This is a genomic window from Alloscardovia theropitheci (genome assembly GCF_004332295.1).
Classification (GTDB): domain Bacteria; phylum Actinomycetota; class Actinomycetes; order Actinomycetales; family Bifidobacteriaceae; genus Alloscardovia; species Alloscardovia theropitheci.
Genome location: NZ_RXLP01000026.1, coordinates 210,155 through 229,356, shown reverse-complemented (window position 1 = coordinate 229,356; position 19,202 = coordinate 210,155). Strand labels below are relative to the sequence as shown.

Below are 19,202 nucleotides of genomic sequence, written 5' to 3'. Positions count from 1 at the left end.
TATGTCTGAATTCAATACCGAAGACTACTTGAATGGCATGGAGGATGCGGATAAGCTTGCTGACCAGAGTGCTCAGTCAGAGCAAACTGAAGCAGCTGAGCAGTCCGCAAACTCTACCACTCAAGAATCCGACCAGAATAAATCTGAGGAACGTGCAACTGAGCAGGTACAAGAAAGTGATTCGCAGGCTTCTGAATCAACTTCTGACGCCGCTGAAGATAGCTTAACTCCACTGGGTAAAGCAAAAGCAGAAGCTGCGGAATATCTCGATGCTTTGCAACGAGAACGAGCAGCATTCGTTAACTTCAGAAATCGTGCAGCAAAAGAGCAAGATCGCTACCGTGAACACGGTATAGTTGATGTGCTTACAGCATTGCTCCCAGCTTTAGATGATATTGATCGCATTCGAGCTAATAGTGAGATGGATGACTCCTTTGCTGCTGTAGCCACGAAGATTGATAAAACTTTCGAAAAGTTTGGAGTAGAGAAATTCGGCACTCCTGGAGAAGCATTTGACCCAACTCATCATGAAGGTATCTTGCGAAAGCCTGATGCTGATGTGAGCGAGGAAACTGTAGACACCGTTGTAGAGGCAGGCTATAAGATTGGCGATCGCGTTATACGCGCAGCCCGTGTTGTAGTAGCTGTTCCACAGGAATAATAAATTCATACATGGATGGCGGTCGGCTCAGTCGGCCGCCATTATTGTACATAGAAAGCTTTATATAAAGCCAGTGAGGAGGAGTCATGGCTGAACAAGATTGGCTTGGAAAAGACTTCTACGCGGTGCTGGGAGTCTCAAAAGATGCTGATGATAAAGAGATATCAAAGGCATTTAGAAAATTAGCTCGCAAATATCATCCTGATACCAATCAGGGTAACGCTGAGGCTGAGAAGAAATTTAAGGATATTTCCGAAGCATATGAAGTGCTCAGTAACAAAGAACAGCGTCAAAAATATGATGCTATTCGTTCATTTGGAGCGGGTGGCGCTCGATTTGCTGGAGGGTCATCAGCCGGAGGTGGAGCATATGAAGATATCTTCAGTTCCATGTTTGGCTCAGCTGGTGGTCGTGGGGGATATAGCTCCATGAATTTTGGAGGAATCAACCTCGATGATATCTTTGCTCAAGCAGGGTATGGAGCGAATGGGGCAACTGCCGGATTTAGCCAGCAGCCTCGTCGTTCTGGGTTTGGGGCGAATAACCCATATGAGCCTGAGCCTGAACCGATTAAAGGCGAAGATAGAAAATCGTCAGTAAACTTGAGCTTTGATAAGGCTGTAAAAGGTGCGACGGTTTCCCTCAAGGTGAATGGAGAGTCATTCAAAACCAAGATTCCAGCAGGAATTAATGATGGCCAAAAAATTCGCTTAGCTGGAAAAGGAAAGCCGGGACGTTTTGGAGGAGCACAAGGAGATCTTTTCCTTACTGTTCACGTTGGTACAGACGAGAACTTTAGAATTCAAGGGAAGAATCTCGTTCGCATCGTCCCAGTTACGGCGTATGAAGCAGCTACGGGCGCTAAGATAACCGTCAAGGATTATTTTGGCGAAGATGTAGATATCAAGATTCCAGCAGGATCATCTTCTGGAACTGAGATAACCGTAAAGAATCATGGTATTAAGACTGCTAAAGCATCGGGAGATATGATAGCTCGTATCTCAATCGTGATGCCTAAGAGACTTAATGCTAAACAAAAGGAAGCTCTTAAGGCATTTGATGAGGCGAGTGAAAGCTTGGCAAAGCAAGTAGCGCAAGAGCGCCAGTCCTAGGAGCTCTCTTACTGGCATGCAGAGAAAATGTGCTAGGTGCAAAGACTGCGTGAATAGCTGAATACCTCACGTAACAATTTGTCCCTAGCACAGTAAAACAGTGGATGTATAGTGCAGTGTATATATGTATGCGATATATACGTTGTAAGCATTATATAGGATGGATGTATGGCAAGGTTAGATACTCAGACGAAACAAGCGTATATCGCATGCGCCCAGGCAATTGTGGAGGGGCGAATCGACCTTGATGGTGCAGATGCTTCTGGTTTTGGAGTTGATCAGCCAATTTTCAATGTCTCGCAAGCAGCACAGCTTGTCATAATTCACCCTCAAACTCTTCGTCAGTATGACCGTCTCGGATTGGTTGTGCCACAAAGAACTGATGGTGGTTCTCGTCGATACTCACTGCGTGATATTGATAGATTAATGCTTGCACAACATCTTATTCAAGATGAATCCATTAATTTATCGGGAGTTATCCGCATTTTGCAGCTCATGGAAGAAAATCGTCAGCTACGTAGACAAGTGAGACGATTGCGTCAACCAGAAGGAGCTAGTATCTTTACTGCTGCGATGGATGGTGAAGTTGTTGAAATTTTGCGATCAAATCATGAACGCGCTCGCGCCATGGCTCGTGCTGCTGGAATTTATGATGAGAACGAGTCCGGCGAAACTAGTGAAAATTCTGAACATTCCGAGGTAACTGTGCATCCCGCACGAGGACGATTCTTGCCAAGGGGCGCATCGGCAGCGCTACTGCTTGAATTACCGATGAGTGAAGATGATGACATCGATAATCTATCGCAATGAGTGCATTTTATCTAGGTGGACTTGTGTGCATAAAAAGATGACAAAACTAGATACAGTAGAAGTGGAATAGATTGGTCTCCTTGTGTTTATCGAAAATACAAGGAGACCAATCTATTTTCATTTTTAATCATTATCTGACATATTACTATCACTTACTCTGAGTGGATCAAATATCCAAAGACAGAATGTAATGAGTGCAGTAGATATGATGATATGAAGAATGCCTTTTAACGAAAGCAGTACTGGTAAACCATCCGACAACCATGTGTAAATAACCTGGAAGATAAGCATTGCAATGATGGAGCATATGTAGCTTATTATTCGCGGAAGGGTTTGCAAAATATTTAATGGATTGCGCATGAGATAGGACTCCATATCACCCCGGCGGCCAGACCTGTTAAGCCACCAGCTGCTGCTCCTGCGGGACCACCGAATATTCCGCGAATAGCGCCAGATGCGCCCATTCCCAGAGCTGTCTTAGCAACGCAGCGTACATAGTGTGCAGAATTAAAAGTTCTTTTTGCATATGACATCATATAATAATTACTAGTACGTGGCAGTGCGACAACTGTATGAGAGTTGATTTGGCGATATTCTATCTCGTGCCCATTGTAATGCTGGTACAAAGTATCTAATCTTTCCCCCTGCGATGAAAAAACGGAAACATCACCGGTAGTCTCTTGAGAAAAATGGGCACCTTGTAACGTTATTACAGCTCCATTATCTAATTGAGAGATAGTGTAAGATGGGGTAACTTCTTCAGAGGCCATAGCTGTAGTGCTATATATGATCGAAATGCAAAATAGGCAGATAACTAAGAAAATAAGAGGTAATCTTTTTGATTTACTCATTGAAATTTCTTTCTTTAAGGAGTTCACTTGTGGAATTACAAGGGGTTACTCCTAACCATGTATTATAGGACGAATTATTATTTATGCAATAGGAAATGCGAAAAAATAATCGTTTACGATAAAGAAGCTATAACAAACAGAAAATAGTTTGTAGACATGTGAAGCATTATCCATATGTCTACAAGATTCTAATTTAGTGACTGTGCAGGCTGTGCAGGCTGTGCAGGCTGTGCTGTAGTTTTGCGTACTACCAATTTTACTGGGATAACATCATGAGTCGCTGCACTATAATCATCTTCAATAAGACGAAGCGTTTTGTGCGCAGCGAGGATAGCCATATCGAGAGGCTTTTGCTTAATCGTTGTTAAGCCAATTTCACCAGCAAAATTAGAATTGTCATATCCCATCACAGAGATTGTAGCTGGGATATCCATTCCCATCTCGCGGTATGCAAAGATAAATGGTATTGCCAGAGAATCTTGGTGGAAGAGTAAAGCGGTGGCGTCTTTATGCTCAGGAGTCATGAGCGCAGAGTAAATATTGCTAAAAACGTCTTCAGTAGTTTCGCTCAAAATGTATGAGTAATTGATGTTTTCCTCTTCGCAGGCTTTCTTGAAGCCGTTAATACGCGACCATGAACTGAAGTGAAGTCCGCGCGCGAATTCTGTGTAGCAATATGCGATGTGTTGATGCCCTAATTGCTTGAGATAACGTACTGCGATGGATGTGCCCTCATAATCGTCAATGCTGACAGTTGCGGTAAAACCGGTGGTGTCTGCGACATTTATTCCAACGATTGGTACACGTGCTTTTTGTAAACGAACAACTTCGTCTGGTCCGATGTCGAAAGAGGAAACTACAACTGCATCGACATTTCCGCGTAACGGTAGATCGTCGAAGAATTGCTTGCGTTCTTCAATATTTGTTATCGGGAAGATCACTAAATCGTAATGGGCTGCACGGAAGACGGTGTTGAGTCCCTCGATGATGCGGCTTGTGAACCAATCGAGTTTGCTCGAGCCCATAAGAAAAGCAATTCGCTTTGCTTGACCCGATTTCAAAACTCCAGCAGAACGAGAGATGTAAAAATCAAGCTCACTTGCAACTTTAAGTACTTTTTCACGGGTGCGTTCAGCTACTCTATCTGGGTGTGAAAATACGCGCGATACCGTAGCAGTTGATACGCCAGCTGCTTGCGCAACGTCATTGATACTCGTCTTCATGTGTGCCTCTTCGTCGAGCTTGGTTATTCGTCTATTCCAAAATCTCTTGTGTGCGACACAGTGGTGCTTCAACGACACGCCGTGTCACAAGAAAATAGTATCACGAAAACGGCATAAAATGTAACCGTTTACATTAAAAAATCGAAAAGTTTTCAGAAAGTTTTCGCGAACATTGAAAACCCGCGGAATAAGCGGTATAGTAGTTACTGCAACAACCAATATTACTTACATTGGAGTAAGGAGAGAAGATGCAATTCAAGAAGATTGCAACCGCAACAATTGCAACCGCTGGCATTTTAGCAATGCTGGGAGCATGCGGAAGTGGAAGTCAAGGCGTAACCGATACCAAGAAGGATAAGGGACTTGATGTTATCGGTACAAACGTTAAGTATGATCCAAACCATCTTGTAAACGAGGGTAAGCCAATTACTATTGACTACTGGACATGGTCTGATAAGGGCGTAGATCCTGTATATCAGCTGTCTGAGGATTATCACAAGATTTATCCAAACGTCACTATCAAGATTAAGAAGCAGACGTGGGATGATTATTGGACAAAGCTTCCATTGCAGCTTAAGGGTAAGAATGGCCCAGCTGTGTTCAATATTCACAACTCCTATGATTCATTGATTCGTCCATATGCAGCAGATTATGATATTGATCAAGCTCAGCTTGAAGCCGATTACCCATCATCAGCTGCTCACGAAGATGCTAACGGCAAGGTGAAGTACATTGATTCTGTAATCAATACCGGTAACATCTATTACAACAAGACCATGTGGAAAGAAGCTGGCTTGACTGATGCTGATATTCCTACAACATGGGATCAGTTCATCGATGTTGCTAAGAAGCTTACTAAGTTCGATGGCGACAAGATGACTCAGGCAGGCTTTAACTTTAATGGTGCATATTCCGCAATTTACCAGGGCTTGAACTATCAGAAGGGTACATTGCTCTTCAAGGATGATGGCAAGCAGGCAAACTATGACAATGACACCACTAAGGAAAACATGCAGTTCCTCAAGGACATGTATGAGAAGGATAAGATTGGTTCTGTAAACTTCGGAAACGATTATTCTGAGTCATTCGGTCAGGGACAAACCGCAATGGTCTATGCATGGGGTTGGCTCGAAGGAACTATGAAGGATAAGTATCCAAACGTTGACTATGGAGTATTTGCTACTCCAACCTTCTCAACTGATACTCCATTTGCATATGATCGTTATAACGGCGAATCAACACCAGGTGTTAACAAGAATCAGTCTAAGGAACAGCAGGCAGTAGCTCAAGACTTCGTTAAGTACCTTCTCGCAAACGATGACTATATCCGTCAGGCTGTAAAGGGCTTGAACTCCTTCCCAGCTAAGGCAAACCTGCAAAACGATGCTGACATCTTGAAGAGCCCAGTTATGAAGGCAATTCAGCCACGTGTTTCCCGCCTTATCTGGCCAGGTGCTACACCTGCAACAGTAGAGTCTTCCGGTAAGGTTGCATTCGAAGATGCAACTCAGAACGGTAAGTCTATCGATGAAGCTGTAGCTGAAGGTCAAAAGGCAATGGATAAGGATATGAAGGGGTCAGACTTCGTCTCTGCTGAGAGTAAGTATGAGTTCTTCAGCGAGCACAAGTAAACCAAGTTGCCCATAAGTGCATAAAAAGTTGCATTGGGGTGATGGACGTCAAGTTCTCACCCCAATGTGATGATTAAGATTCTTCAGATGCAATCAGCTGTTGACATTCATTTTCAGACGCTGCATACATGTGAAGAGTATAAAAGGAGTTTTATACTCCTGTAGAACTCATAGAGCTTGTAGAGTTCAGACAAAGCTCAAACGGAATCCGAGATTACGGATATACGCCGCTTAATTAGAGAGATTATGATGAAAAACAAAGATGTATCTGCACGCACTGGTAGGTCGCTGCTGTCGCGTATTTTCACATTAAGGAATATGGCAGTTACCTTCCTTGTCGTTTACTTTGCCATCTTCTTGGCATATCCAATTTATAAAGCATTCGCTGGAAGCTTGCATAATTGGAATCCACTCAATGAGACATACGATTGGGTTGGTTTTGAAAATTATAAAGATATCTTAACTGATAAGCTTTTCTGGACCTCAATGGGGAATACTGCGGTATTTTTGGGATGGTCTACAGTCTTCCGAGTGGTTATCGGTTTGGGACTTGCGTTGCTCTTGAGCTCTCGCTTAGTGTATGCAAAAGATACATTGCGTGGTTTGTTCTATATGCCAACAATTACACCATTAGTTGCTGTTAGCTTCGTATGGTTGTGGATGTTCGATCCGCAGTTTGGCATGATTGACAAGGTAACCGGTTTGAATATCAACTGGCTTCATGACTCTAAGTGGGCAATGCCTGCAGTAATCATCATGACTATTTGGAAAGATTTTGGTTACGCAACCGTTCTCTATCTGGCTGGTTTGATGAATTTACCTCGTGATGTGTATGAAGCTGCGGAAATTGATGGCGCAAATTCCGTACAAATTTTCTTCCGCATTACGTTGCCATTGCTCAAATCGACGACACTATTTATCGTTATCACGTCAATGATTAGCTATCTTCAGGCATACGTACAGTTCCTCGTTATGACAGAAGGTGGACCAGGTACTTCTACGTATACTATTAGCTACTTAATTTTCGATCAGGCATTTAATAAGAATAACTTTGGTGTTGCTTCAGCTCAGGCAGTAGTACTGTTTATCTTCACAGCTATTCTTACCCTGATTATGTTCAAGATTTCTGGAGATACGGAAGGACTGGCATAACAATGAATAAGAAAACAGCAGGAAGCCGTATCGGCTCAATTGTTCTTACAGTATTCCTTTTTGTTGTAGCAGCGATAACGATTGTTCCATTCTTGTGGATGTTTATCTCATCGTTTGCTCCTAACAGTGAGATTGTCAAGATTAATGGTGGTCTCTTCCCAGCTCCAACAACTTTGGATAATTATGTGAGCATTCAGGAGAACTTCAATTTCTTCCGCTTGTTTGCTAACTCTTTGTTTGTGGCATCTGTAAAGACGATTATCATTATCTACACGTCAGCTTTGATGGGATTTGTATTCTCGAAGATGCGCTTCTTTGGCCGCGATTTCCTCTTCGGAATCGTTATGAGTACAATGATGATTCCTTGGGCTGTAACTATTATTCCTCAGTATGAAATGATGGTTCAGTTTGGATGGCTTGATAGTTATAAGGCATTGATTATTCCAGGGATGATTTCTGGATTTGGTATCTTCTTATTCCGTCAATCTATTTCCGGTATTTCTGATGAGCTAATTGAAGCGGCACGTTTGGATGGTGCTAGCGATACGCGTATCTTCCATAGCCTGATTTTGCCGCTGAGCCATAATACCATTGCAGCGTTGGCAATCTTTACCTTCCTATGGAATTGGGAAGATTACCTGTGGCCATTCTTGATGATTACTGATGAATCCAAGCAGTTGCTTGCAGTTGGATTGAAGGCTTTTAATGGTCAATATGGAACTGACTATGGTGGGTTGTTCGCAGCTACCTCGTTGGCTATTGTTCCAGTGATTATTGTTTATGTCATCTTCCAAAAGCAATTCATTGCAGGTATTGCAACTGGTAGTTCGAAGTAAGAGAATTCATGGTGTGATGAGGGGCTGTCATAGGACGGCCCCTCTTTATGTAAATGGGTATGCATTAGCTTTGATCATGGTGTGTTGGATTGAAGTTAATAATATGCAAACGATGTCAATTGAATAAAATAAAAAATTCTCTGTGTAAACATTGGATTTTTTAAAAAATACGATATACTTAAAATTATCAATATGAAAACGATGTCATAATAAAGTTACGTGTTATACGTACCCGCATTATGGCATGATAAGAAAAGTTTTTACACAAAGCGAAGGAGCTTGCAATGGCAGCACAAGGAAACGGCGCTTTTGCTGAGTACGAGCGAATGCTTGACCCGGTAATGGATGCTAAACGTATAATTTCTGGCGATAACTGGCGAATTGGTGTTATTACCAACTCATTATTGCGTTTCGAATGGTCAGATACAGGTGTGTTTGAGGATAAACCAACTCAGGTTGTCTTCAATCGTAACTGGGATGACGATGTCACTGTTAACGTGACAGAACGCGATGGCTATCTCATTATTGATACTGGTGAATTATATGTAACGTATGACAAGAAGCCTTTTACTAAAGAAGGCTTAAGTGTCGTGGTCAAGCATCTGACGACCTCTCAGTTCAATACATGGCATTATGGCGATGCTGCTCCTGGCAATTTGCGCGGAACTACACGAACTCTTGACACGATTAATGGCCGTACTGAAATGGAAGAGGGAATTCTTTCTCGAGATGGTTGGGCTATTCTTGATGACTCTCGTTCGAACACGGTTGGTTATGAGGGGGCTTCTCCAAAGGCAGCATTTGGGGAAGCGAATATTAACGCTGGTGGTTGGCGTATTTCTTCGCGCGATCATGAAGAAATAGATTTTTATTTCTTCGGTTATGCGCATGACTATAAGCAAGCTTTGCGTGATTTTTATAAGCTTACTGGCCCGCAGCCTCTCTTACCTCGTTGGGCTATGGGTAACTGGTGGAGCCGTTATTTTGCATATACGCAGGAAGACTACTTAAAGCTTCATAAGCGCTTTAAGGAAGAAGAGATTCCATTTACTACAGCTGTTATTGATATGGACTGGCATATCACTGATATCGATCCAAAGTATGGGTACGGATGGACCGGATATACGTGGAACAAAGAACTGTATCCAGATCATGTCGCGATGCTTTCCGAACTGGCGGATGATGGTTTGAAGACAACCCTCAACATTCATCCTCGCGATGGTGTGCGCGGTTATGAGAAGCCATATAAAGAGCTGGCTCAGAAGGTTGGAATTGACCCATCTACTGATGAGGCTGTTGAATTCGATTTAACTAATCCAAAGTTTATGGACGGTTACTTCGATATGCATCACGATCTAGAAGATGAAGGTGTTGATTTCTGGTGGGTTGATTGGCAGCAGGGTGGTGTAACTCGTCAGCCAGGCCTCGATCCATTGTGGATGCTCAATCATGTACATTACATTGATTCTGCTCGAGATGGGAAGTGGCCATTGACATTCTCCCGTTACGCAGGACCTGGCTCACACCGTTACCCAGTTGGTTTCTCGGGTGACACAATCGTATCGTGGGAATCTCTTAGGTTCCAGCCTGAATTCACTGCAACCGCATCAAATATCGGTTTCGGTTGGTGGAGTCATGATATCGGTGGTCATATGATGGGCTATCGCGACGATGAGTTGGAAGCTCGCTGGTATCAGTATGGTACCTTCAGCCCAATTAATCGTTTGCATTCAAGTAATTCCGCATTTACGAGTAAGGAACCATGGAACTTCCGTCCAGAGGTTCGCAGTGCAATGGTTGAAACCTTGCAGCTTCGTCATCGTTTGATTCCTTATTTGTATACGATGAATTATCGTGCATATGAAGAAGGTGAACCATTAGTTCAGCCGATGTATTGGAATGCTCCAGAAAGTTGGGATGCGTACAGCGTTCCAAATGAGTTCTGGTTCGGCACTGAGCTCGTTGTGGCACCTATTACCTCTCCTTCGGATAAGAATGTCGCAAAGGCAAAAGCGGACGTGTGGCTGCCAGCAGGCGAATGGTTCGATTTCTTCTCTGGTCGCCATTACGTAGCAAAGGGCGATGGGCGAAAGTTTGAAGCTTGGCGTGCTCTTAATCGTCAGCCAATCTTTGCTCCAAGCTGTGCAATTGTTCCTCTTGCACAGCTTGAACAAGGGGACAAGATTAACTCTGTTGCAAATCCATCGTCCTTTGAAGTCGTTGTGTTCCCAAGCGTCGACGGCAGCGATCATGAGTTCACTGTAATTGAAGATAATGGTCACTTCAATGATGCTCGTCAGGGCAAGAATGCTCAGACTCGTTTGACATGGAATGGCTCTGAATTTGTTGTTCATCCAGTTGAAGGAGACGTAGCTGCTGTTCCAGAAAAGCGTACATGGACTCTGACAGTTCGCGGTGTTGAAGATTTGGGTATGGAAGCGTTAACAGGAGCGCGCGTTGTAGCTTATGTCTACGATGTTGAAAATATGAGTGCTTCATATACTCTTGAATCAGCATTGACAGCTGATGAGCTTCGTGTTCGCATTGATGGAGTAGTCCCAGCACAAAATCCTGTGGCAGAAGATACTCGTAAGATGCTTCTGGATACTCAAATTGCGTACAATATGAAAGAGGCAGTATATCGTGTAGCTTTGAGTGGCGATGTATCTGAACTTGCTTCTTTGGGCGCACAGAAGTTTGATTATGAATATAGTCTTCATGGGGATACGGAGGAACATAGTGTTACTGATCGTATCCCTGCGGAAATAGAGTCCGCTCTGAAGGAGATTATGTTCCGCTCGTAGCGCATGGCGCAGAATTTTGAGCTGCGTCTAGGGATGGTCGTCGCTTGAAGTAGGCACTTCAAGAGTTATCTATCTGTGTAGAAGTAGCATGATATGTGAAAATGAGGGCAATCTGGTTAGCATCAGGTTGTCCTCATTGTATTGTCATAAGAAAGATTTGTTAAGGAGAAATTATGGCGATTGAAGAAGTGTCCACATCTCAAGCTCCACAAGCTCTTGGGGCTTATAGCCAAGCTGTCAAGGCGAATGGTTTAGTTTTCGTTTCTGGTCAGCTGGGTATTGATCCACAAACAGGTGAGCTTGCTGGAACGACTCCTGCATTGCAGACTCATCAAGCGATGAAAAACATCGCAGCGATTCTAGAAGCAGCAGGAAGCTCTATGGATAAAGTTGTGCGTGCTACCATTTACATGCAAAATGCTAATGATTTTGCAGAGATTAATGAAGTATATGCACAGTATTTCTCTGGTGAAGATACTGTCAAGCCTGCTCGTGTGGCATTTGGTTCTAACGTGATTCCGAAACCAGGAGCAGTCGTAGAAATTGACGCAATTGCGGTAGTTGATTAACGATTGTGTGATTGTGCTTGTGGGGCAAGGAAATTATTTCTTGCCCCACACGTTTTGTAACAGGTTTTGCTCACATACAAAGGAGTGTGCGCAAGAGCGGTGGGGTGCATGGTTGTATTAAACCGTTAAAATTATGAGTCCCTGTTTACAGAGGTATGTATTTTATTACAAAAAATTTAGTTTTTAGTGGTATTGCTGTACCCTTTTAAAGGGAAGATTTTTATTTCTATAAAAAATTGAGAGAATCCGAAAGAAGAAAGAGAGAATCATGCGTTGTCCTCACTGCGGCGCGCAAGTTGCTCCAACAGCAACTTACTGCCCTGTATGTAATAACGTGCTACCACAGGATTTGAGTGGTTATAATCCATCCGGAACGCCACAAGCAGCACAGGCGCCACAAGCAGCACAGACATCACAAACTGATCAACAGCCTGAAGTAAATAATGTTCAAGCAGCACCTCAATTTGTTCCACAGGTGGGCCAAGCACAAGTGAATCCAGTGCAGATGAATTCTGCACAGCAGTTTAATGCTATTCAGCCAAATCAAACCTTCGCTGGAGCGCCTGCTATGCAACAAAAGCCGGTCAATCCTATCGTTCAGCAGATGACTCAGGTATCTACATGGGTTTCAATCGGTGTGTCTGTAGCTATAGGATTTGTCGCTTCCGCAATTATTGCAATGATTGCTGCAGTAGGTCTTATGACTCTCCAATCTTTGCCTGGCACTTCTTCACTTCCTGGATTATCAAGTTCATTGCAAAGTCTTGAAGCTAATGGAATTGACTTCTTCCAAGCTTTTGTAGTGTCCTTAATCTTTGGTGCTTCGGGTTCAATTTCATTCTCTGGAACGGGAATGGGAATTGAGATATGGACCCCAATCATGCTCTCCGGCGTGGCACTTGTGATTGGTAGTGCATATGGAGCATTTTGGTTTGGTCGTAAGAATGCTATAAAACTTCGCTGGACTGGTGTTCTCAGCTCAGTTATCTCAGGTGTAATAACAGGTATCATTTACCTTATCTTCGGGTTTACTTTAAATGCAAATATCGCCGGAGTTGCGCAATTAACAGGTTCAACGGCTCGTACTTTCTTTATGCCTGCACTTATCGCCCTTCTTGGATCATTAACAGGATATGCATTGGCGAATGTACCAACTCAGAAAAATAATGTATTTACTGCTTTCTGGGATTGGATGCGACGTAGTCGTGGTTTTGTGCGAACAGTCGTAGAAGTTACTGTATATTTCACGGTATTCGCATTTGTTGTCGCATTAGTGTTTGCAATTCTCACAGGAATTTCTGGATCAAATATTAATATCCTTACAGCAATTACGATGCTCGTTCCGATGCTTGCTGGATTTATCATAACAGTCGCTTCTTTTGGTACAATTGCGACGAATGCGGGTGGTGCATCCACTAGTGATAGCTCACTAAATGTATTTAGCATGATGAATCAAACTGGCGGATGGATTTTGTGGATTATCATTGTCCTCTTTATCCTTATGGTGCTATACCTTGCATTGCGTCTTGCAGCAAGAAATATGTATGATCCTGCCTACGCGGGATGGCAGCATTCATGGAAGGCGCCGGCCTGTGCAGCTGGAATTTGGTTTGTCGTTTCTTATGCATTCTTTATTGTTAATGTTCAGATGAATGCAACCCAGATGGGTATATCGACTACAATGACAATTTCGGCAGCTCCATGGCAATTCCTGATTATTGGTGTGTGGGTATTTATCATTGAGGCGCTTGCGCGAACTGTAGGTACACAGATTATTACAGCAGCGCCAGCATTGTGGCGTCTGATTGTAGGCGGTACGGTACTTGTAGTTCCTGTAGCAGCGGCTACTGCCGAAGCCGCGATGTCTGCAACAGCTGTTCCTGCTTCTACATCAGCATTTGGAGAGATGCAGCCGCAATCATCGACTTCAGCGTCATCGGATGCAATGCCGTCGACTCCGCTAGTGCAGGCATCGCAACCAAATGTCGCACAATCAGCATCGCAAAATGTATCTGACGAGGTTCAGCCACAAGTTCAGTCGTCTCAGGTTCAGTCACAAGTTCAGTCACAGGCTCAAAATCTAGATCAGACTGTACAGATGCAAACTGCACAAGGATTTGCTGCGCAATCTGCCCAAACCGCACAAGTGCCTAACGCAACAGCACAACAGAGCGTTATGCAAGGTATGCCAAACAATGCACAAGCTGCATATATGACAAAGCAGCCTATGAATCCTAAGACTAAGCGCACGGTTATTATCGTCTGCGCAATTGCTGGTGTAGTAGCTCTTCTTGGTGTTCTTTATGGCGTATTGAATTCCACTGTATTTAGTCCAAAGAGTGTGGCTGATAGCTATCTTTCAGCAATTTCTTCTGGTGACTTTGATAGGGCAAACTCAATCGCTGACCCACGAGTTGATTCTGCAAAGAAAGCACTTCTCACAAATGCTGCTGCAAAGGGCGATAACACTACTATCTCCAATGTTCATACTGGCAACGTTGTTAATAATTCTGATGGAAGTGCTTCGGTGTCATATAGCTATACACTTGACGGCGATTCCTATGAAGGTTCTTTGAAGCTCGCTTCTTCTGGTAATCGATTCTTGGTCTTCAAGAATTGGACAATATCTGATGCTCTTGTGCAAGATTTGCGAGTCAGTGGATCTGAAGCTTCAGACTCTATCACAGTTAATGGTGTGAAAGTTACCAAGAAGAACGCTTCAAAAACTACTGATTATGACATGACCTTTAAGGTGTATCCAGGTAAGTATAAGGTAGCAATTCCTGAATCAAAGTATTTGGAAGCTGAAGCCGTTTCTGTAACTGTTACAACAGAATATCGTGGTTATGCTTCGCTAGACGTAGATGCAACGGACGCTTTGGAAGATGCAATTAACGATGCTATTCATGACAAGATCGATGAATGCGCAAAGTCAACTGATCTTCGCCCAGAGGGGTGTCCATTCCGTGCGTATACCTTTGGTAGTGAAGATGATTATCGTAACTTCCAGTGGAGCGTGGAGAAGTATCCAACTATAAGCCGTATCAATACGACGGGGTCTTCGTTCATGACAAATGTTGATGGAAGCATGAAGATTACTTATGAATGGAGATTGCTTGACGAATGGCGAACTAGCGATACTACTACGTCGTACTACGTCTTTGGAAAGTATCACATTGACGGAGATAAGGTGACTGTTACCTTCGATAATGATAACTAGTTTCGTATGATTGCATCAGGTAAATCACTTACCTAAGCATTGTCGGCTAGGGGGGGGCTGGTCTGCTATTAATTGCGGGCCGGCCCTTTTGTGTTTTGTGCATAATAGGTCACTTTTAAGTCAAGAAATCATCTTTACAAAGATAAAACCGCTCCGTTTTGCACAAAAGATATCCGAATCTATATTCGTAGGATTTTCAAATGCAGAGCCCTTTCAATTCGGTATTCCTACTGCAGTTTCACTATATTTCTGCTATCGTTACGAATTTGTTATAAAGTTGCTAAAGGTCATACTTGCCTTTGAGAGTCAAAGGCATGTCCACATGCAAGGTTTTATGCTGAGATAAGCCATGGATAGATTCACTTCCACAAAGTATCGAAAATAAAACCCGACACGCATGGAAAAATACGCGAAATCGCCATTTTGCTGTATAGAGTAACCAGTAAAATAAAGCCTATGAGTCCAGAAGCACTTGCACAGTTAATTTTTGATATCGCCACCGAGCTCGTTAATGCCGGAAAAGCAGGCGAATTGACCCTTGAACAGATTCCACCAGTTGAAAAGCTTGCTGTTATGCGACCAAAGGACCGCGCACATGGCGACTGGTCCACAAATATCGCTATGCAGTTAGCAAAGAAAGCTGGAATGGCACCTCGCGATTTCGCAACTCTTTTTGCTCAAGAGCTTGAGAAGGCTGACGGTATTAAGAGCGTAGATATTGCAGGTCCTGGATTTATTAATATCGTTCTTGATACGGCTTCTGCTGCGGCAATTGTTGATACCGTACTTGAACAAAATGATGCGTTTGGTACTAACGATCACCTTGCTGGGCAGACCTTGAATCTTGAATTCGTATCCGCAAACCCTACTGGTCCTATCCATATTGGTGGTACACGTTGGGCAGCCGTAGGCGATTCGATGGCTCGCGTTTTGGAAGCAAACGGCTCCAAGGTTGTACGTGAATACTACTTCAACGATCACGGTATTCAGATTGATCGTTTCGCTAAGTCACTTGTAGCAGCTGCACACGGAGAAGAAACTCCTGAAGATGGCTACAAGGGAGCTTATATCGACGATATTGCTGCACGAGTAATCGAAGAGGCTAAAGCGGATGGTGTTGATATCCTTTCTCTTCCACGTGTTACTGATGAAGATGGTTCCGAAGGTGACTCGCAGCAACGTGAAGAATTCCGCAAGCGTGCAGTCCCAATGATGTTCGATGAAATTAAGAAGTCTATGAAGGACTTCCGTGTTGATTTCGATGTCTATTTCCACGAAAACTCTCTCTATGAGTCAGGCGATGTAGATCGTGCTATCAAAGAACTGCGTGCTCAAGGTGATATTTATGAGCATGATGGTGCTACATGGTTTGCGTCCACAAAGTATGGCGATGACAAGGATCGTGTAGTCATCAAGTCCGATGGAGAAGCTGCATATATTGCTGCTGATCTTGCATATTATTTGAATAAGCGTCGTCGTCCAGTAGATCCGGCTGATGTAGCAATCTACATGCTTGGAGCAGACCACCATGGTTATATTGGTCGTATGATGGCTTTGTGCGCAGCATTCGGTGATGAGCCCGGTAAGAATATGCAGATTCTTATTGGACAGATGGTTAACGTACTCAAGGATGGCACTCCTGTTCGTATGAGTAAGCGTGCTGGAAATGTTGTTATCATCGATGATTTGATTGATGCAATTGGCGTGGATGCTGCTCGTTACTCACTTGCACGCACTTCCTATAATCAGAACCTTGATATTGATTTAGGTTTGCTGGCTTCCCACACAAATGATAATCCTGTGTACTACGTACAGTATGCATACGCTCGTTCTCAGAACGTAGATCGCAATGCAGCTGCTGCAGGAATTAGTTATGAAGGTGCAGACTTGAGTCTGCTTGATACTCCAGCTGATTCTGAGCTTCTTGCACAGTTGGCTCTCTATCCAGCTGTAGTAATGACAGCTGGTGATTTGCGTGAGCCTCATCGTTTGGCTCACTACGCAGAAGAGCTTGCAGGTAAGTATCACAAGTGGTATGCGGCTGAGCGTGTGGTTCCTATGGCACTCACAGATGCAGAGGCTTCTCGCGATGATGCTGGTGCAATTGAAATTGCGAAGAATCCGCAGCCTGCTCGTGCAGCAGCACGACTCAAGCTCAACGATGCTGCAGGTCAGATTCTCAAGAATGCTCTGGGACTTCTTGGTGTGGGTGCTCCAGAAAAGATGTAACTCATACGTATAGTATTTCCTCTTAGAAAAGGTGGATGAGGAGAAACTTCTAATCTAAGGGAAGTATATGAGATGTGAAGCGTTGGTTAGCTTGATATTATTTCTGCGGACCAACGCTTTCGCATAAATATTTAATAGTATTTCTCTAATTTCTCATGAATGAGAATGAGAATATGAGAATAATTGGCGCACAACATTATTTGATTATTTGTAGACAAAAGGATTTTTATGATGGCAGCTGGTACATACGAAACGGATAAAGTTACACAAGAAACGTATATGCCGGATATCACACGTATTTGGCCACAGGGAGTTCAATTCGATACGAATTCTGGTATTGCGTCTGATCGCGGATACTCGTGCGAGCAATTGGCACAGCAGTATGGTACTCCACTGTATGTTATGGATACTGTGGATGTGGCAGAGCGTGCAAATTACTTTGTTCGTACTGTGCAAGAAGCATTCGTGAATGCAACAACTCATGTTAGCTTTGCCGGAAAAGCATTCCTGTCTAAAGAAATTGCGCGAATTGTTACCGAGCAGGGCATGTATGTCGATACATGCACATGGGGAGAGATGAAAATTGCTCTTGCAGCAGGAATTCCTGGAAGAAAGCTTGTGCTTCACGGAAACAATAAGACCGATGACGAGATTCGTTTAGCTATTGAAAATGATTTCGACAAAATCGTTATTGATGAGCCACATGAACCAGAACGAATTGCACGCATAGCGCATGAACTTGGTAAACGCGCCCGCGTTATGGTTCGAGTGACCGTAGGCGTTCATGCTGGTGGACATGAATATATTTCCACCGCTCATGAAGATCAAAAATTTGGAATATCGTTACTTCCGGCGGATCACAGCGATGTCTCTGATATTCAGTCTGCTCAGTTCTTCGATGACGTAGCACATGGGCCTGCGGTTCATGCGTTACATTCATGCCTTGAACTTTCACACGATTTGGAATTAGTAGGCATTCATTCTCACATTGGATCGCAGATTCATGATGCGGATGCTTTTATCGAGGCAGCACAGCGTGTCATGGTGTTACGCCGTGCGTTCTATGCCACCGATGGCTACGTGGTTCCAGAAATTGATTTAGGCGGTGGATATTCCGTGGCATACGTAGAGGGTGATGCTTCAATGGATATTCGTGAGACTATGGAACGCATTGCTCAAGCGATTAAATTAGACTCTACGCGCGCAGGATTGCCATTGCCAATTGTCAGTTTCGAACCAGGGCGTTGGATTGTAGCCCCTGCTGGCTATACCTTGTATCGAGTTGGAACGGTAAAAACAGTAGATTTAGGCGAAGGTAAGCAAAGAGTATACGTCAGTGTAGATGGCGGCATGAGCGATAATATTCGCCCGGCACTTTACGGAGCGCAATATACAGCGCGTATTGTAAATCGCCAAGGATCACACGATACTATTTCTGCAAGAATTGTGGGTTCGCACTGTGAGTCAGGTGACATTGTAGTTCATGATATTGCATTGCCGTCAGATGTGAAGCGTGGCGATCTTCTTGCTGTTCCAGTTACTGGAGCATACGGGCGCACTATGGCAAGTAATTACAATCAATTATTGCGTCCGGCGGTAGTAGCTGTAGATAACAACGGTACTCACGTCATGATACGACGTGAAACTGTCGACGATTTACTATCGCTTGATGTGAGCGAATAACGGGACTTATTCGCGTGATTTATGCACGTACTGCATGCCCATTCCTTATTGAGAATGGGCATGTTTAATTGTATACTTTTCATTCCTACTATTATCAGTAGAGCGAAGAGTACGACCCTTGGTATTTCTGGCGTACTTTTCTCTAAAAATGGCAAGAAATATAGCGAAAGAATAGGTTCATGATGCCACGAACACGTAGAATGCGAAAGCAGTCATTAAGAAAACTTCTTTTATCCGCCACTAGTGCCGTTATTGCTTCTCTATTAGCGATTTCTCTTGCGGCATGTGGTCAAACTAATTCCTCACGCAATGCAGAAGGATTAAAAAATGTCACCTTCATGCTTAGCTGGATACCGGATACGAATCATATCGGCGCGTACATTGCTGCCGAACGTGGATATTTTAAGGATGAAGGTCTTCA

General features: G+C 43.5%; 14 protein-coding genes. 12 read left to right on the top strand and 2 right to left on the bottom strand.

From position 1 onward, the window contains the following. Position 1: 1 nt before the first annotated feature. The 3 genes from grpE (at position 2) to EJ419_RS07590 (ending at position 2,583) form a co-directional block, all read left to right on the top strand. Complete coding sequence (gene grpE / locus EJ419_RS07600) at positions 2-661, top strand: nucleotide exchange factor GrpE (RefSeq protein ID WP_131285204.1); 660 nt, start codon at positions 2-4, stop codon at positions 659-661. Between the two features lie 86 nt (positions 662-747). Then, complete coding sequence (locus EJ419_RS07595; protein WP_131285202.1) at positions 748-1,773, top strand: DnaJ C-terminal domain-containing protein; 1,026 nt, start codon at positions 748-750, stop codon at positions 1,771-1,773. 168 nt (positions 1,774-1,941) lie between these two features. Continuing rightward, positions 1,942-2,583, top strand: coding sequence for a heat shock protein transcriptional repressor HspR (locus EJ419_RS07590; RefSeq protein ID WP_131285200.1), 642 nt, complete (start codon positions 1,942-1,944; stop codon positions 2,581-2,583). Between the two features lie 344 nt (positions 2,584-2,927). On the opposite strand, the gene EJ419_RS07585 is transcribed toward EJ419_RS07590, so the two are convergent. Together EJ419_RS07585 and EJ419_RS07580 are read right to left on the bottom strand one after the other, a co-directional pair. Next, on the bottom strand, positions 2,928-3,353 hold the full coding sequence (locus EJ419_RS07585; RefSeq protein WP_131285198.1) for a hypothetical protein: 426 nt from the start codon (positions 3,351-3,353) through the stop codon (positions 2,928-2,930). 269 nt (positions 3,354-3,622) lie between these two features. Then, entirely contained in the window at positions 3,623-4,657 is a 1,035-nt protein-coding gene (locus tag EJ419_RS07580; protein WP_131285196.1) for a LacI family DNA-binding transcriptional regulator, read from the bottom strand. Between the two features lie 248 nt (positions 4,658-4,905). On the opposite strand from EJ419_RS07580, the gene EJ419_RS07575 reads away from it, so the two are divergent. The 9 genes from EJ419_RS07575 to EJ419_RS08485 form a co-directional block, all read left to right on the top strand. After that, complete coding sequence (locus EJ419_RS07575; protein WP_131285194.1) at positions 4,906-6,288, top strand: extracellular solute-binding protein; 1,383 nt, start codon at positions 4,906-4,908, stop codon at positions 6,286-6,288. Positions 6,289-6,537: 249 nt separating this feature from the next. After that, positions 6,538-7,440 (top strand): carbohydrate ABC transporter permease, encoded by a 903-nt coding sequence (locus tag EJ419_RS07570; RefSeq protein WP_131285248.1) that lies wholly within the window; start codon positions 6,538-6,540, stop codon positions 7,438-7,440. Positions 7,441-7,442: 2 nt separating this feature from the next. Then, a complete protein-coding gene (locus tag EJ419_RS07565; protein ID WP_131285192.1) occupies positions 7,443-8,276 on the top strand; it encodes a carbohydrate ABC transporter permease in 834 nt (277 codons plus the stop codon). 284 nt (positions 8,277-8,560) lie between these two features. After that, positions 8,561-11,080, top strand: a complete 2,520-nt coding sequence (locus EJ419_RS07560; protein WP_131285190.1) for a glycoside hydrolase family 31 protein — start codon at positions 8,561-8,563, stop codon at positions 11,078-11,080. A gap of 173 nt (positions 11,081-11,253) precedes the next feature. Beyond that, a complete protein-coding gene (locus tag EJ419_RS07555; RefSeq protein WP_131285188.1) occupies positions 11,254-11,649 on the top strand; it encodes a Rid family detoxifying hydrolase in 396 nt (131 codons plus the stop codon). Positions 11,650-11,917: 268 nt separating this feature from the next. After that, the gene (locus EJ419_RS07550) at positions 11,918-14,869 is read left to right on the top strand and encodes a zinc-ribbon domain-containing protein (RefSeq protein WP_131285186.1); all 2,952 of its coding nucleotides are present in this window, start codon (positions 11,918-11,920) and stop codon (positions 14,867-14,869) included. 456 nt (positions 14,870-15,325) lie between these two features. Beyond that, positions 15,326-17,098: an arginine--tRNA ligase gene (gene argS, locus EJ419_RS07545; RefSeq protein WP_131285184.1), complete on the top strand. Its 1,773-nt coding sequence runs from the start codon at positions 15,326-15,328 to the stop codon at positions 17,096-17,098. A gap of 279 nt (positions 17,099-17,377) precedes the next feature. Continuing rightward, the gene (locus EJ419_RS07540; protein ID WP_131285246.1) at positions 17,378-18,781 is read left to right on the top strand and encodes a diaminopimelate decarboxylase family protein; all 1,404 of its coding nucleotides are present in this window, start codon (positions 17,378-17,380) and stop codon (positions 18,779-18,781) included. A 179-nt stretch (positions 18,782-18,960) separates the two neighbouring features. After that, the coding region (locus EJ419_RS08485) for an ABC transporter substrate-binding protein (RefSeq protein ID WP_240680374.1) at positions 18,961-19,202 on the top strand (242 nt) is incomplete at its 3' end.